Source organism: Flindersiella endophytica, assembly GCF_054779015.1.
In genome coordinates, this window is sequence record NZ_BAAGYY010000024.1 from 176,313 (window position 1) to 189,730 (window position 13,418).

At 69.0% G+C, this 13,418-nt stretch carries 14 protein-coding genes; 3 read left to right on the forward strand and 11 right to left on the reverse strand.

Features of this window, described 5'->3' with window-relative positions; translation table 11 throughout:
* Nucleotides 1–253: 253 nt before the first annotated feature.
* The 3 genes from clpX to ACYVF6_RS28645 form a co-directional block, all read right to left on the reverse strand.
* Nucleotides 254–1,561, reverse strand: a complete 1,308-nt coding sequence (gene clpX, locus ACYVF6_RS28635) for an ATP-dependent Clp protease ATP-binding subunit ClpX (protein ID WP_460525704.1) — start codon at nt 1,559–1,561, stop codon at nt 254–256.
* A gap of 275 nt (nt 1,562–1,836) precedes the next feature.
* Nucleotides 1,837–2,496: an ATP-dependent Clp protease proteolytic subunit gene (locus ACYVF6_RS28640; RefSeq protein ID WP_460526582.1), complete on the reverse strand. Its 660-nt coding sequence runs from the start codon at nt 2,494–2,496 to the stop codon at nt 1,837–1,839.
* 36 nt (nt 2,497–2,532) lie between these two features.
* A complete protein-coding gene (locus ACYVF6_RS28645; protein ID WP_460525705.1) occupies nt 2,533–3,147 on the reverse strand; it encodes an ATP-dependent Clp protease proteolytic subunit in 615 nt (204 codons plus the stop codon).
* A 285-nt stretch (nt 3,148–3,432) separates the two neighbouring features.
* Here ACYVF6_RS28645 and ACYVF6_RS28650 point away from each other — a divergent pair, with 285 nt between their 5' ends.
* The 3 genes from ACYVF6_RS28650 to ACYVF6_RS28660 are packed head-to-tail and all read left to right on the forward strand — an operon-like array spanning nt 3,433 to nt 6,123.
* Nucleotides 3,433–4,053, forward strand: a complete 621-nt coding sequence (locus ACYVF6_RS28650) for an ArsR/SmtB family transcription factor (RefSeq protein WP_460525706.1) — start codon at nt 3,433–3,435, stop codon at nt 4,051–4,053.
* Nucleotides 4,050–5,294, forward strand: coding sequence for an MFS transporter (locus ACYVF6_RS28655; protein WP_460525707.1), 1,245 nt, complete (start codon nt 4,050–4,052; stop codon nt 5,292–5,294). Before ACYVF6_RS28650 ends, ACYVF6_RS28655 begins: the two co-directional genes overlap by 4 nt.
* Complete coding sequence (locus ACYVF6_RS28660) at nt 5,287–6,123, forward strand: DUF4111 domain-containing protein (RefSeq protein WP_460525708.1); 837 nt, start codon at nt 5,287–5,289, stop codon at nt 6,121–6,123. Before ACYVF6_RS28655 ends, ACYVF6_RS28660 begins: the two co-directional genes overlap by 8 nt.
* A 201-nt stretch (nt 6,124–6,324) precedes the next feature.
* Here the strand turns inward: ACYVF6_RS28660 and ACYVF6_RS28665 are convergent, their stop codons facing one another.
* The 8 genes from ACYVF6_RS28665 to ACYVF6_RS28700 are packed head-to-tail and all read right to left on the reverse strand — an operon-like array spanning nt 6,325 to nt 13,311.
* Nucleotides 6,325–6,756: a cupin domain-containing protein gene (locus ACYVF6_RS28665; RefSeq protein ID WP_460525709.1), complete on the reverse strand. Its 432-nt coding sequence runs from the start codon at nt 6,754–6,756 to the stop codon at nt 6,325–6,327.
* Nucleotides 6,753–7,538 (reverse strand): creatininase family protein, encoded by a 786-nt coding sequence (locus ACYVF6_RS28670; RefSeq protein WP_460525710.1) that lies wholly within the window; start codon nt 7,536–7,538, stop codon nt 6,753–6,755. The genes ACYVF6_RS28665 and ACYVF6_RS28670 overlap by 4 nt, the downstream gene beginning before the upstream one ends.
* The gene (locus ACYVF6_RS28675; protein WP_460525711.1) at nt 7,535–8,854 is read right to left on the reverse strand and encodes an FAD-binding oxidoreductase; all 1,320 of its coding nucleotides are present in this window, start codon (nt 8,852–8,854) and stop codon (nt 7,535–7,537) included. The genes ACYVF6_RS28670 and ACYVF6_RS28675 overlap by 4 nt, the downstream gene beginning before the upstream one ends.
* A gap of 8 nt (nt 8,855–8,862) precedes the next feature.
* Nucleotides 8,863–10,038 carry a substrate-binding domain-containing protein gene (locus tag ACYVF6_RS28680; protein WP_460525712.1) on the reverse strand — a complete coding sequence of 392 codons (1,176 nt, stop codon included), beginning with the start codon at nt 10,036–10,038 and terminating at the stop codon, nt 8,863–8,865.
* A gap of 9 nt (nt 10,039–10,047) precedes the next feature.
* A complete protein-coding gene (locus ACYVF6_RS28685; protein WP_460525713.1) occupies nt 10,048–10,851 on the reverse strand; it encodes an ABC transporter permease in 804 nt (267 codons plus the stop codon).
* A complete protein-coding gene (locus tag ACYVF6_RS28690) occupies nt 10,848–11,582 on the reverse strand; it encodes an ABC transporter ATP-binding protein (protein ID WP_460525714.1) in 735 nt (244 codons plus the stop codon). The genes ACYVF6_RS28685 and ACYVF6_RS28690 overlap by 4 nt, the downstream gene beginning before the upstream one ends.
* A complete protein-coding gene (locus tag ACYVF6_RS28695; RefSeq protein WP_460525715.1) occupies nt 11,579–12,763 on the reverse strand; it encodes an amidohydrolase family protein in 1,185 nt (394 codons plus the stop codon). Before ACYVF6_RS28695 ends, ACYVF6_RS28690 begins: the two co-directional genes overlap by 4 nt.
* Entirely contained in the window at nt 12,760–13,311 is a 552-nt protein-coding gene (locus ACYVF6_RS28700; protein WP_460525716.1) for an MBL fold metallo-hydrolase, read from the reverse strand. The genes ACYVF6_RS28695 and ACYVF6_RS28700 overlap by 4 nt, the downstream gene beginning before the upstream one ends.
* Between the last annotated feature and the right edge of the window lie 107 nt (nt 13,312–13,418).

Sequence of the window (13,418 nt, forward strand, 5' to 3'; positions counted from 1 at the left end):
GGTGCTGCGCTCACGTCGATCGACCAGATCCGGCGACGGCCGGCCTCCTGGCCCGCGCGCGCCGCATCCGGCGGGGCCGGACCAGCCGGCCGCTGACGCCCGCGCAGCTACTTCGCCACGCCAATAGGTGCTTCGCCACGTCCCGGGGCGTGGTTAACCCGCCAAAAGCGTGGTTAACGTGGTCATTCGCGCAGCCCAAAACAGGTGGGTGGCAGGGCGGTTGGCCGCCCGCCTACGGAGGCGGAGCGGAAGGTTAGGCGGACTTTTCGCGGCGTTGGGTGTTGCTGCTGCGCCGGCTGCGCGTCGCCTGTTCGCGAGGGATCAGGGTCGGGTTGACGTTGTCGAGGACGACTTCGCGCGTCACGACCACTCGGGCCACGTCGTCGCGGCTGGGGACCTCGAACATGACGTTCAGCAGCACTTCTTCGATGATCGCGCGGTTGCCTCGGGCGCCGGTGCCACGGAGTAACGCCTGTTCGGCGATCGCCTCGATGGCGTCTTCGCTGAACTCCAGCTCCACGCCGTCGATCTCGATCAGACGTTGGTACTGCCGCACCAAAGCGTTGCGCGGCTCGGTCAGGATCTTCATCAGCGCCGTGCGATCCAGCGGCTGGACCGTCGCGATCACGGGGAGGCGGCCGACGAACTCCGGGATCAGCCCGAACTTCAGCAGGTCTTCCGGCATCACCGCACCGAACGGGTCTTCCTTCTCCCGTTCCTCCTTGGTACGGATCGTGGCGCCGAAGCCCACGCCCTTCTTGCCGACGCGCTGCTCGATGATCCGCTCCAGGCCGGCGAACGCGCCACCCACGATGAACAGCACGTTGGTGGTGTCGATCTGGATGAACTCCTGATGCGGGTGCTTGCGTCCGCCCTGCGGCGGCACCGACGCCGTCGTGCCCTCGAGGATCTTCAGCAGCGCCTGCTGCACACCCTCGCCGGAGACGTCGCGCGTGATCGAGGGGTTCTCGCTCTTACGCGCGATCTTGTCGACCTCATCGATGTAGATGATGCCGGTCTCGGCCTTCTTGACGTCGTAGTCGGCGGCCTGGATCAGCTTCAGCAGGATGTTCTCGACATCCTCACCGACGTAGCCGGCCTCCGTCAGCGCGGTCGCGTCGGCGATGGCGAACGGGACGTTCAGCATCTTCGCCAGCGTCTGCGCGAGGTAGGTCTTGCCGGAACCGGTCGGCCCGATCAGCAGGATGTTGGACTTGGCCAGCTCGACCGGCTCGTCCTTGGCGTGCCGGCCACCAGTGGTGAGGCCGGACTGCACCCGCTTGTAGTGGTTGTAGACCGCCACCGACAGCGCCTTCTTCGCACTGTCCTGGCCGACGACGTACTGATCGAGAAAGTCGTAGATTTCCCGCGGCTTGGGAAGCTCCTGGAGACCCAGCTCCGAGTTGTCGCTGAGCTCCTCTTCGATTATCTCGTTACAGAGGTCGATGCACTCGTCACAGATATAGACGCCCGGACCCGCGATGAGCTTCTTCACCTGTTTCTGGCTTTTCGCACAGAACGAGCACTTCAGCAGGTCGCCGCCGTCACCGATGCGTGCCACTACGGAACGTCTCCTCGTCGATCGTCAACCGTCCGCCGCTCCTGGCGACCGATCTTCCGGGGGTCTCTGACACCTGACCTCTGTCACCTGGCCGGGCTCGTTCCAAGCTCGTTTCAAGCCGGTCACGTCCGACGCTACTCCGTTCCGCGCGTTGACGTCCGATTTCGTTAGCGCGTCGTTGTACGCCGGGGGCGAACCGAGGAACCCTTGACAACGGTCGTGAGTTGATGCACGACCACCGTCTCCGGCCAGGTGACCCCAAGTCTAGGCATAGATCAGGCGTCGATGAGGCTCTTCTTGCGCGTCGTCAGCACCTCGTCGATCAGGCCGTACTCAACTGCCTGCTCCGCGCTGAGGAACTTGTCGCGCTCGATGTCGCGCGCGACCTCCTCCACCGACTTGCCGGTGTTCTCCGCGATCATCTGCTCCAGCATGTTGCGCATCCGCAGGATCTCGTTGGCCTGGATCTCGATGTCGCTGGCCTGGCCGTAGCTGCCCTCGGAGAGGTACGGCTGGTGGATCACGATCCGGCTGTTGGGCAGCGCGGACCGCTTGCCCGGCGAACCCGCCGCCAGCAGCGCCGCCGCGGCGGAGGCCGCCTGCCCGAGGCACACGGTGTAGACATCCGGTGTGATGTAACGCATCGTGTCGTAGATCGCGGAGAGTGCGGTCATGGAGCCGCCCGGGCTGTTGATGTAAAGCGTGACCGGACGGTCGGGATCCATCGACTCCAGACAGAGCAACTGCGCCATCACCGCGTTGGCGATGTCGTCGCTGACCGGCGTGCCGAGGAAGATGATCCGGTCCTCGAACAGTTTGGCGTACGGGTCGATCTGCCGGTAGCCGTAAGGAGTGCGCTCTTCCCAGCGCGGGATGAAATAGTCGTTCCGCGGCTGCAAAGCCGGGTTGGTCGCCAGGTTCGGCAGGTTTGGCATGCTCGCCATCTCAGTTCGTCCTCTCACACTGCCTGGTCAGGAAACGGGTCCGTCGGAGCTGACCTGACCGGCCGATTGCACAACGCGGTCGATGAAGCCGTATTCCAATGCCTCGTCGGCGGTGAACCAGCGGTCGCGGTCTGCGTCGGCTTCGATTCGCTCCACTGCCTGCCCGGTGTGCAGCGCCGTGAGCTCGAACAGCTGCTTCTTCAGGTGCAGGCTCTGCTGTGCCTGAATCTTGATGTCGGAGGCGGTTCCGCCCATGCCGCCCGACAGCTGGTGCATCATGATCCGCGCGTGGGGAAGCGCGAACCGCTTGCCCTTCGCGCCGGCCGCGAGCAGGAACTGGCCCATCGACGCCGCCAGCCCCATGGCGATCGTGGCGACGTCGTTGGAGATGTACTGCATGGTGTCGTAGATCGCCAGTCCGGCGTCGACCGAACCACCTGGCGAGTTGATGTAGAGCCAGATGTCCTTGTTGGGGTCTTCGGCGTTGAGCAGGAGCATCTGCGCACAGATCGCGTTGGCGTTGGTGTCGCGCACCTCGGAACCGAGGAAGATGATCCTCTCCTTGAGGAGCCGCTGGTAGATGTGTTCGTCCAGCCCCGCCTGGGCGTTGTCGCCTTGTGCCACGGGTGTGAATCCCTTCATGTCCTCCACCTACGTCGGCTCGCTTGCCGCTTGCAAAGAAACCTGTGCACGACCCTAGCCAACGCCTTCCGGAACGAACGAGGCAGAACGCCCCTGTTCGCTGACGGCGCAGCCGGGGCCTGCCGCCGTCCGGTTTGTCCAGATTCCGGCCCCACGAGCATCCGGGCTGACGGCGCATCGGCCGTGCCGATCCAACGCGGCCCACTTCGCGGCCACGAGGATCGCAAAGAATCGTTCGCAAAGATTTGTTTGCAAACAACCGTTTGCGGTTCTAGCATGGCAGGCATGACGACCGAGAAACCGCTTCCGCCGGACTTCGATCCGGAGCACGAGGTCCTGCTCAACGAGCGGTCGCTGCGCGCGCTCGCCCACCCCGTACGCGTCAAGCTGCTCGGCCTCCTCCGCATCGAGGGCCCGGCCACCGCGACCGGCCTAGCCGAGCACCTCGGCCTCAACTCCGGCGCGACCAGCTACCACCTGCGCCAGCTCGCCGGCGCCGGCTTCATCGTCGAGGACGCCGAACGAGGCACCGGCCGCGACCGCTGGTGGCGGGCGGCGCACCGGTCGACCTGGTACGTGCCGCAGGCCGCCGAGAGCGACGACCCGGCCGCCGGCCACGCCTACCTCCGCGCGGTCGGCATGATCGCGATCGAGCAGCTCCAGGCCTCTCTCGACCAGTCGCCGACCCTGCCACTGCGCTGGCAGGACGCCGAGACGATGAGCGACTACGCCCTCCGGCTCACCCCCGACGAGCTGGACGAGCTGAACGAACGCGTCAGCACGCTGATCCGCTCCTACCGCCGGTACGACCCGGAGGACAGCCTGGGCGCGCCGCCGGACGCCGCTCCGGTGCAGGTCCAGATCCAGGCGTTCGTCCGGCCCGGCGCGCTGGACGTCGAGCCATGAGCGGGCGGTCCCGCCGCGGGCTGATCGGCGTGCTGGCCGCGCAGGCGGTTTCCCTGTCCGGCACCCGGCTGTCGGCGATCGCGCTGCCCTGGTTCGTGCTGGTCAGCACCGGCAGCGCGACCAAGACCGGGCTGGTCGCGTTCTGCGAGCTCGGCCCGTACGTCGTGGCCAAGACGCTGGCCGGCCCGATCACCGACCGCGTGGGCGCACGCCGGGTGAGCGTCCTGACCGACCTGGTCAGCACGGTCCTGGTCGGCGCCGTCCCGCTCCTCCACGTTCTCGGCCGGCTGCACTTCGGCGTCCTGCTGGTGCTGGTCGCGCTGCTCGGCGTGGTACGCGGCCCGGGCGACTCCGCCAAGTCAGTGCTGATCCCGCAGGTCGTCGAGGAGGCCAAGGTTCCGCTCGAACGTGCCACCGGCTTGTCCGGAACGATCGAGCGCCTGGCCTCGACGGTGGGTGCCGCGGGTGCGGGCGCGGTCGTCGCCGTGCTCGGGCCGGCTGTCGCGCTGGCCTTCGACGCGCTCTCGTTCCTCGGCGCGGCGGCGATCATCGCCGCCACCGTACGAGCTCGGGCGGCCGCGCAGCACGACGGGCCCAGCGAGGAGGGCTACTTCCAGCAGCTCAGGGCGGGGTTCGCGTTCCTCTGGCGCGACCGGCTGCTGCGCTCGATCTCCGGCATGGTGGGCGTGACCAACCTGCTCGACGCGGCCTGGACCGCGGTCCTGCTGCCGGTCTGGGCGCTCCGGTCCGGGAACGGGCCGGCCGCGGTCGGGCTGGTGCTCGGCACGCTGAGCGGCTTCTCGATCGTCGCGAGCCTGGTCGCGGCCGCGCTGGCGCATCGCCTGCCGCGGCGGATCACGTACCTGCTCGGGTTCTTCATCGCCGGCGCGCCGCGCTTCCTGGTGCTGGCGTTCGGCGCTCCACTCTGGCTCGTGATCGCCGTGCACGCGATCGGCGGCCTGGGCTCCGGCTTCCTCAACCCGATCATCGGCGCGGTGATCCTGGAGCGGATCCCCAAGGAGCTGCTTGCCCGGGTCAGCAGCCTCACGACCGCGGTCGCGTGGGCGGGCATGCCGTTCGGCGGCCTGATCGGCGGCGCGCTGATCGTGGGCGTCGGGCTCGGGCCGGCGTTGCTGGTCTGCGGCGCTGTCTACTTCCTGGCGACCACGCTGCCGGGCCTGCAGCCTGAGTGGAAGGGGATGGACGAACGGAGATCTGAGAAAGTACTGGTCCATGACTGACCCGCGCGCACTCCGGATCGCCGAGCACTACCTCCGCGTCGCCGACCGGATGCTGCCGGGCCGCATCACGGCCTTCTACCTCGTCGGTTCCACGGCGCTCGGAGCGTTCCGGTACGGCCACAGCGACCTCGACTTCGTGGCCGTCGTCGACGGCTTGCTGTCGACCGACGAGCTGCGCCGGCTGCGGGTCGCGCACCTGGCCGCGAACCTGCCGCAAGCAGTACGCGCGATCGGGCGCGGGCAGTTCGCGCTGCCGGGCACGGCCAACGGCATGTACGTCTCGAAGGACGACCTCACGACGCCCGTCACGCGGATCCGGCCGCTCGCCGCGCACAACGGCGCGCGGTTCTTCGTGGGCAGGGGCGGCGACCTCAACCCCGTCCAGTGGAAGGTGCTGGCCGAACGCGGGGTCGCGCTGCGCGGACCGGACGCCGGAGACCTCGGGCTCGATCCGGAGCCGTCGCGGCTGCGGGAGTGGAACCTCGACAACCTGCGCAGCTACTGGCAGCCGTGGGCCGACCGCGTGCTCGCGGGTGAGCTCGCGCCCAGGTGGCCGATGCCGAAGCGGTGGCTGGCGGCCTGGGGCGTGCTGGGCGCGCCCCGGCTGCACTGCACGATCGCGACCGGCGAGGTGGTCTCCAAGGAGGCGGCCGGGGAGTACGCCCTGGAGATGTTCGAACCCCGCTGGCACCCGATCGTCCGGGACGGGCTGTCGTATCTACGGGACGAGCCGGTCGACGCGCGGTTCACCGACCGCGGCGCGGCCAGCCGGGAGGCGGCGGCGTTCGTGCTCCACGTCGCCGCCGACGCGGAGCGGTTGCCGGAATAGACGCGACAAGCAGGCCCCTGCCGTGGCCCGCTCAGCCTCCTAGACGATCTATTCCAAGGGGTCGCCTGACGCGCGACGCCTGGCATCCACGCTGGCTGCGTTGTCGTCGATCGCCGGAGGCCCCTCCTGGCTCCTCCTCCGCCTTGCCAGCGCGGCGCCATGCGCCGCGCGCTTGACCGGCGACCCCTTGGAACAGATCGTCTAGTCCCCGGCCACCAGCGCGCTGATCTCCTCCGACCGGAGCGGTGTCGGCGTCCCGTCGGTGACGAGCTTGGCGAAACCGCCGTCGTCGGCCATCACGGTGATGGTCATGAGCTTGCCGGTCTCGCTGGTGTTGACGATCCGGTGCTCGGAGCCCGGTTGCAGCACGAGCACGTCACCCGCCGAGAGGTCGACCGTGTGCTCGTCGCTGTGGGCGCGGGCCGTGCCGGCCAGCACGATGAAGATCTCGGCGGAGTCCTCGTGCGAGTTCACCGGCTGGGCGCCGCCGGGCTCCCAGATCTCCAGGAAGACGCTCGCACTCGACCCCTGCTTCGGACCGGCGAGCTCGGCCAGCCGGACCGTGTCGTCCGGCGAGATGAGATAGGCCGGCAACTCCGCCAGCTTGCGGACGACGGGTGGCAGACCACTCATGCTCCACTCCCGAACTCGAACCGTGCGGCTTCCTCGATCGCGGCCGCCGTACCGGCGACCGCTCCCTCGAAATGTGCCTTGCCAACTTCTGCGCTGGCCCCGGTCGGGTCGCCGATGTGGCCGGCCGGACCGAAGTCGTCCGACAGCCAGCCGAAGCTCACCGGCTTGCCGAAGCCGATCTTGCGGTACGCGGTCAGGTGCTCCGGCACCGCCGGCGACGCCAGCTCCAGGTGTACGAGCTCCGGCCGCAGGTGCAGCATCATCGACGTCTCGTGGAAGCCGCCGTGGATGCCCATGCCGAGCTCCGACAGCTCGCTCGTCGCGCCTCCGTGGTCGACGGGCACGGACGGATGCCCGAAGAACGTCAGCAGGCCGAACTCCCGCCGCAGCTCGCGGCACGCGACCTGGCCCAGCGCGGAGTTTCCCCCGTGCCCGTTGAGAAAGAACAGCCGCCGGATCGGAGACTTCGCGATCGACCGGCCGATGTCGACCAACGTGCGCATCAGCGTGTCCCAGGACAGCCAGATCGTGCCGGGCGCCCAGGCGTGCTCGTCGGACTTCGTGTACGCGAGCGGCGGCAGCAACAGGACCGGTGCCGTACCGGCCGACGCGACGGCGGCGACCGAGGCCTCCGCCACCGACGAGGCGATCACGTGATCGGTCGACACCGGCAGGTGGGGCCCGTGCTGCTCGATCGAGCCCAGCGGCAGCACCGCGACCGTCTCGGCGGGCAGCTCCGCGATCTGCCGGAACGTGAGGTCGGCGAACATCGGTGCGTTCATAGCGAGCTCCCCTCCAGGTTGAGCTTTCCGGGGTTCAGCAAACCCTTCGGGTCCGTCCGGGGCACGGTCTCCAGGATCTGCGCGAGGTGCCTGTCGACGTTCCACTGGTGCGGCGAGTGGATGCCGATCCCGAGCGCCTCCAGCTCGGCGAAGCCGGCCAGCACCTGCTCCTCGCTCTCGTAGTCGGCGGTCAGCATGCCGACCGGACCGTTCGAGCCGAGTTCGAGATGGATCATCGAGTTCGGATAGACCGCCTTCACCGCGTCCGGATCGTTCCAGAGCGGCAGGCCGCCCACCTCGAGGTGGAAGCACGGATAGCCCGACTGTTGCAGGAAGAAGATCGGGTGGTTGTACGACATCGTGCTCAGCCGATCGGTCTGGCCGTACCCCTCCAGCACCGCGACGACCGTACCGCCGGCGGCACGCACCGCCCGCGAAACCTCTGCCACCGTTGACGGTTCGAGGATGATCCGCAGGCTCACCTTGGCCGGGTCGAGGTCCACCGGAGCCGGCAGGTTGGCCACCAGCGGAGGCTCGTCGGCCGACGCCAGACGAGGCAGCACCGGCAGTGCCGGCAGGGCTCGATGCACCTCGACGGCCGCCTGGTAGGTGTCGAACTCCGCGTAGAACGCCACCCACTCGCGCGCCGGTGTCGTTCGTACCGTGAGCTCGGTGATGATGCCGGTCACGCCGTACGCGTGGATGTAGGCGAGCGCTTCGGCACCGGACACGCGGAACGTCGTCCCGCTGCCGTCGCACGGCGCGATCTCCAGCGACTCGACCCAGCCGTCGGCGGTCGTACCGTGCTCGATCGTCCCGGTGCCGGCACTGCCACCGCCGACGAACCCGCCGAGCGACGAGCCCTTCGTCGACGGGAACATCCACAGGTCGGCGCCCGCGGACCGCACCTCCCGGTCCACCAGCGTGAGCCGGGCGCCCGGCAGTGTCGTCACCGAGGCGGCGTCGACCGAGACCACCTGATCGAGCCCGCGCAGATCCAGCAGCACACCGCCGGAGAACGGCGTCGCCTGGCCGTAGTTACCCGTACCGGCACCGCGCGGCGTCACCGGAACGTCGTGCTCGTACGCCAGCGCCAGCACCGCCGGCACCTGCTCCGGCGAGGCCGGGCGCACCGCCACGTCGGCCAGGAACCTGCCCGGCGGGATCTTCTCCATCAGGATCGGCGACAGCCGCGCCCAGTCGGAGGAGACCCGCCGGATCGTTCGCGGGTCCGTGGAGACCAGCGACGTTCCGAACTCCCGCTTCAGCAGCTCGGCGAACTCCGCTACCTGGCCGGCTGGAATCGTCGTCGTCATGCGGCTCCTCAGCTCTGCTTGATCGACTTGTCGACGAACTCGTTGGTCGCCAGGTCCGCCGGGGTCAGTCCGGACTTGATCTCGGCGCCGCCCTGCTTCAGGATCGGCTCGAACGTGTCGATGATCTCCTGCACGCGCTTCTCGTCGAACCCGCCGAGGCTGCCTGTCGCGGGATCGTTGGCGATGATCTCGTACTTCTTCATCGACTCGGCCGCGTACGTCGCAACGCCCTCGGAGTAGGTCCAGCCGGTGTTGTACTTCCGCACCAGCTCGACGATGAGCTTGTTCACCGGCTCCGGGTTCTTCAGGTAGTCGAGCTGGGCCTGCTGCAGGATCGGCACCAGCTTTTTCAGGCAGGCGGCCTGTTTCGTCACGTCCTCGGTACGCACCGACAGTGCCTCCGGGTAGATGTCGTAGCCGATGTCGGCCAGCAGCTGGCTGCCGATCGGCTGCTTCCAGGCACTGACCTCGTGCTCGTAGATGTACGGCTCGGCGCTGATGAAACCCTGCTGCAGGATCTTCGGGTCTCCGACGAACCGGGCCGGCGTGCCCTCGTACCCCGTGTCGATCTGAGGCTTCTTGATGAGTCCCTTCGACATCAGCAGCTTCGGGATGATGTCGCCGGCGGTCACCACGACCGCGCCGGTCTTGGTGACGTCGGCGATCGTCTTGGCCTGTGGGTAGGTCTTCGGGTCCCACATCAGGATCTGCGGGCTCTTGTTGAGCGGCGCGACCACGGCCGTCGTCGGCTGTTTCACCGAGCCGGCGATCGCGCCGTCCGAGCTCACCGCTCCGACCAGGATGCTCTTGTCGAGGTACATCAACGCCGGCACGGGCTGGAAGCCCACCGACGGCCCGCCGGCCCGGACCTCGACGTCGACGCCGGTGTCCTGGCCGCCGGACACGAGCGGACCGGTGACGCGCTTCTTGCCGACGTCGATCTGGTAGCCGGCGCCCACCAGCTGGTACATCGCGGAGTGCTCGGCCTCCGGCTGCCAGTCCTGCTGCATCACGACGGTCTTGGGGCACACGCCCGACAGGTCCTTGGCGGAGTCGGCCCTGGCCGTACTGGTGTTCTGCTGGCCGGCCTGCGTCGTGGTGTCGGCACCGCTGCTGCCACAGCCGGCCAGGCCGAACGCGAGTACGGCAACGCTCGCGAGAGCGGTGGTGATCCTACGGTTCATGAGCGTTTCCTATCTGCGGACGACGCCGTACCAGCGGCCGACGACGACTCGGTCGAGAGTGGCGAAAACGGTGAAGAACACGACGCCGAACATCGACGCCAGACCGATCGCGGTGAACAGGTCCTCGGTCTGCAACCGCGCGGTGTAGATGTCGAGCAGGCCGCCGATGCCCACCAGGCCCTGCCGGAAGAACGTGTCGCCGACGATGGCGCCGATGACCGAGAGTCCGGCCGAGATCCGCAGGCCGCCGAAGATGGCGGGAACTGCGGCGGGCAGCTGCAGCTTGAGCAGCCGCTGCCACCGGGTTGCCCGGTTCAACGTGAACAGGTCATGGGCGGCGGCCGTCGGCGACTGCAGTCCGAACAACGTGTTGGAGATCATCGGGAACAGCGAGATGATGACGCAGACCACGACCCGGCTGCTGAAGCCGTAGCCGAACCAGATGCCGAGCAGCGGCACCAGCGCGAGGATCGGAACGGTCTGCAGGATGACGGCGTACGGGTACAGCGCCTTCTCCAGCCAGCTCGCCTGCACCATGACGACGGCCTGGACGACGCCGAACACGACCGCGATCAGCAGCCCCACGATCGCGACCCGGACCGAGAGCCACAGCGCGTCGAGCATCGGGTCGAGGTGCGCCGGGTCGAGCAACGACGTCTTGACGACCTGGTGCGGCGGCGGCAGCATGAACTGCCGGTCCGGGCTGAGCACGAAGTAGCTCACGAGATACCACAGCCCCGTGGCCATCGCCAGCGCGCCGACCATCGGCCCGGCAGTGATGAGGACCTTGACGTACCACGGCCGTTCCTTCATGAGTGATCTCCTCCCAGGGCCGCCGAGACCGCGCCGGTGAGCGTGGTGAACTCGGGCTCGTACCGCAGCTCCGGCGGTCGCGGGTAGTCCCACTTCACCGGGAGGTCCGCGACGATCCGGCCCGGCCGGCCGCTCATCACCAGCACGCGGTTGCTGAGGTAGACCGCCTCGGGAATCGAGTGCGTGATGAACAGTCCGGCGAACGCCTTGAGCTGGAAGAGCCGCTGCAACTCCGTCTGCATCCGCAGGCGGGTGATCTCGTCGAGCGCGCCGAACGGCTCGTCGAACAAGGCGAGTTGCGGCTCGGCGACCAGCGACCGCGCGATCGACACGCGCATCCGCATGCCACCCGACAGCTGGCGCGGGAACTGTTTCTCGAAGCCGGTGAGGCCGACCAGCTCCAGGGCCTCCTGCGCCCGGCGGCGACGCTCGGCCCTGGGCTGGTTCCGCAGCTCGCCGACCAGCTCGACGTTCGCCAGCGCGGAACGCCATTCCAGCAACGCCGGCTCCTGGAACACGTAGCTCGTACTGCCGGCGTTCACCTGGATCGTGCCGCTGGTCGCGTCCTCCAGTCCGGCGGCGAGCCTCAGCAACGTCGACTTGCCGCAGCCCGACGGGCCGACGACCGAGACGAAGTCGCCCGGCGCGACCGCGAGATCGACGCCGGTGAGCGCGACCGTGCCGGTGGCGAACGTCTTGGAGACTTCTTCCAGCACAAGGGTCTTCGTCATAGTGAGAGCTCCCTGTCCACCCTGGTGATAGCCACGACCCGGCCGCCGTGCACGACGACGCGGGTCTCGTCCCAGCCGGCGAGCACCTCGCCGAGATCGTTGTCCGGTACGAGGATCAGGTCGGCCGCGCAGCCGGGCTCGATGCCGGCCGGCGGCAGGCCGAGCACCGTACGGGCGCCGGTCGTCACGGCGGCCAGCGCCTCGGACGGCCGTAGGTGCCCGGCCGTGATGAGCAGCGCCGTGGTCTCGAACGGATCCGCGCGGCCGACGGGATTGAACGGGTCGCGCAGGTTGTCGCCGCCGGCGGCCAACGGGATGCCGGCGTCGAGGATCGCGCGGACGGCAGTCAGCCCGCGGGGTGTCAGGTGGCTCGCGTTCCGCCCTTGCAGGTAGAGGTTCGTGAGCGGAAGGGTGACGATGCCGATGCCCGCCTCGCGGACCAGCTCCAGCACCGGGCCAAGGCGCTCGGGCGGCAGCGAGCCGAGCCGTACACAGTGGCTCGCGGTCACCCGCTGGGTGAGGCCACGGGCGAGCACCTGCTTGGCGAGGTCCTCGAGGTCGAGCTCGGGGGCGGGGACCTGCTCGTCGGCATGCAGGTCGACGGGCACGCCCGTACGTTCGGCGATGTCCAGCAGCCGGGTGGTCTCGGCGGTGGGTATCGGCGCGAGGTGCGGACAACCGCCGAGGATTTCGACGCCGCGGGCGAGTGCCTCCTCGATGACGGCGTCCGGCGTCAGGTGGCCGGCGAGCGCGACGAGTTGGAGCGTCACCCGGTCGCGGAGGTCGGCACGCAGTCGCAGCAGCGCGTCGACGCCGGGCATCGCGCCCGAGCCGGGTAGGTCGACGTGGCTGCGGATGGTCGTGATGCCGTTGGCCACATAGCGTTCGACGGCCCGCCGCGCGCGGTCGTAGGTGTCCTGCTCGTCGAGGCCGGCGGCGAGCGCGCGCCACTGGGCGATCGCGGTGGGCAGGTCGTTCTGCTCGCAGTCCACTCGGTGGGCGGTCAGGGCCTTGTCCAGGTGGGCGTGCGGCTCGGCAGCTGCCGGAAGTACGCGCCAGCCGCCGGGCTGCGTGACAGGCTCGACCGCGGCGATCCGCGTTCCCTCGATGGTGACGTCGACCAGGTCGCCGGCCTGCGTGCGTACGCCGGGCAGCGTACGGATGACGGTGCCGGGCTTCATGCGGCTACCTCCGCCGGAGTGAGGATGACGACGCCGCCGACCTCGTGGCGGTTGACGGGGTTGCCGAGCAGGTCGGTGGCTCCGACAGGGACCGATTCGCCCTGCAGGACGGCGTTCGCGGCGCGCGCGACCTCGGCCGCGTACCGGCCGGGCAGCTCCGCCAGCAGGTTGTGGGAGACGAGGACGCGGGCCGGTGCGAGCCCTGCGAGTCGTGCGGTCGAGGCCGCGAACGCGCTCACGTCGGCGCCCGGGCCGTGCAGCCAGTGCGCGGCCGCGAGCAACGTGTCGCCGGCCAGCAGGGTGCCGGTCGCCGCCTCGTACAGGCAGAGCGCGTCGGGCGCGTGGCCGGGCGTGAAGAGCACCCGCAGCTCGCGGCCGCCCAGGTCGAGAACCTCGCCGTCGGCCAGCGCCCGGGTCGGTCGCAGCGCGGGGACGTTCCAGCTCGACAGGTCAGGGACTTCGCGCATGCGCGGCAATCGCGCGCCGACGAAGAAGTTCCGCGCGTCCAGCTCGAGGTAGCGCAGGTAGTCGGCGTGGACGGCACGCATCGCCTGCTCGTAGACGCGCGGGAACTCGGGGCGCCGGACGCCTCGTGCCGGCCCGCGGGGTGGGCGGCGATGTCGAGCGCTTCGTGTACGAGGCCGGCGTTGCCGCC

Bases quoted from the DNA above. Each gene is read 5' to 3' on its own strand.
- ACYVF6_RS28665 (WP_460525709.1), bottom strand. From the start codon at position 6,756: ATGAGTGGTCTGCCACCCGTCGTCCGCAAGCTGGCGGAGTTGCCGGCC.
- ACYVF6_RS28675 (WP_460525711.1), bottom strand. From the start codon at position 8,854: ATGACGACGACGATTCCAGCCGGCCAGGTAGCGGAGTTCGCCGAGCTG.
- ACYVF6_RS28685 (WP_460525713.1), bottom strand. From the start codon at position 10,851: ATGAAGGAACGGCCGTGGTACGTCAAGGTCCTCATCACTGCCGGGCCG.
- ACYVF6_RS28690 (WP_460525714.1), bottom strand. From the start codon at position 11,582: ATGACGAAGACCCTTGTGCTGGAAGAAGTCTCCAAGACGTTCGCCACC.
- ACYVF6_RS28700 (WP_460525716.1), bottom strand. From the start codon at position 13,311: ATGCGTGCCGTCCACGCCGACTACCTGCGCTACCTCGAGCTGGACGCG.
- ACYVF6_RS28695 (WP_460525715.1), bottom strand. From the start codon at position 12,763: ATGAAGCCCGGCACCGTCATCCGTACGCTGCCCGGCGTACGCACGCAG.
- ACYVF6_RS28660 (WP_460525708.1), top strand. From the start codon at position 5,287: ATGACTGACCCGCGCGCACTCCGGATCGCCGAGCACTACCTCCGCGTC.
- ACYVF6_RS28645 (WP_460525705.1), bottom strand. From the start codon at position 3,147: ATGAAGGGATTCACACCCGTGGCACAAGGCGACAACGCCCAGGCGGGG.
- ACYVF6_RS28650 (WP_460525706.1), top strand. From the start codon at position 3,433: ATGACGACCGAGAAACCGCTTCCGCCGGACTTCGATCCGGAGCACGAG.
- ACYVF6_RS28680 (WP_460525712.1), bottom strand. From the start codon at position 10,038: ATGAACCGTAGGATCACCACCGCTCTCGCGAGCGTTGCCGTACTCGCG.
- ACYVF6_RS28640 (WP_460526582.1), bottom strand. From the start codon at position 2,496: ATGCCAAACCTGCCGAACCTGGCGACCAACCCGGCTTTGCAGCCGCGG.
- ACYVF6_RS28655 (WP_460525707.1), top strand. From the start codon at position 4,050: ATGAGCGGGCGGTCCCGCCGCGGGCTGATCGGCGTGCTGGCCGCGCAG.
- ACYVF6_RS28670 (WP_460525710.1), bottom strand. From the start codon at position 7,538: ATGAACGCACCGATGTTCGCCGACCTCACGTTCCGGCAGATCGCGGAG.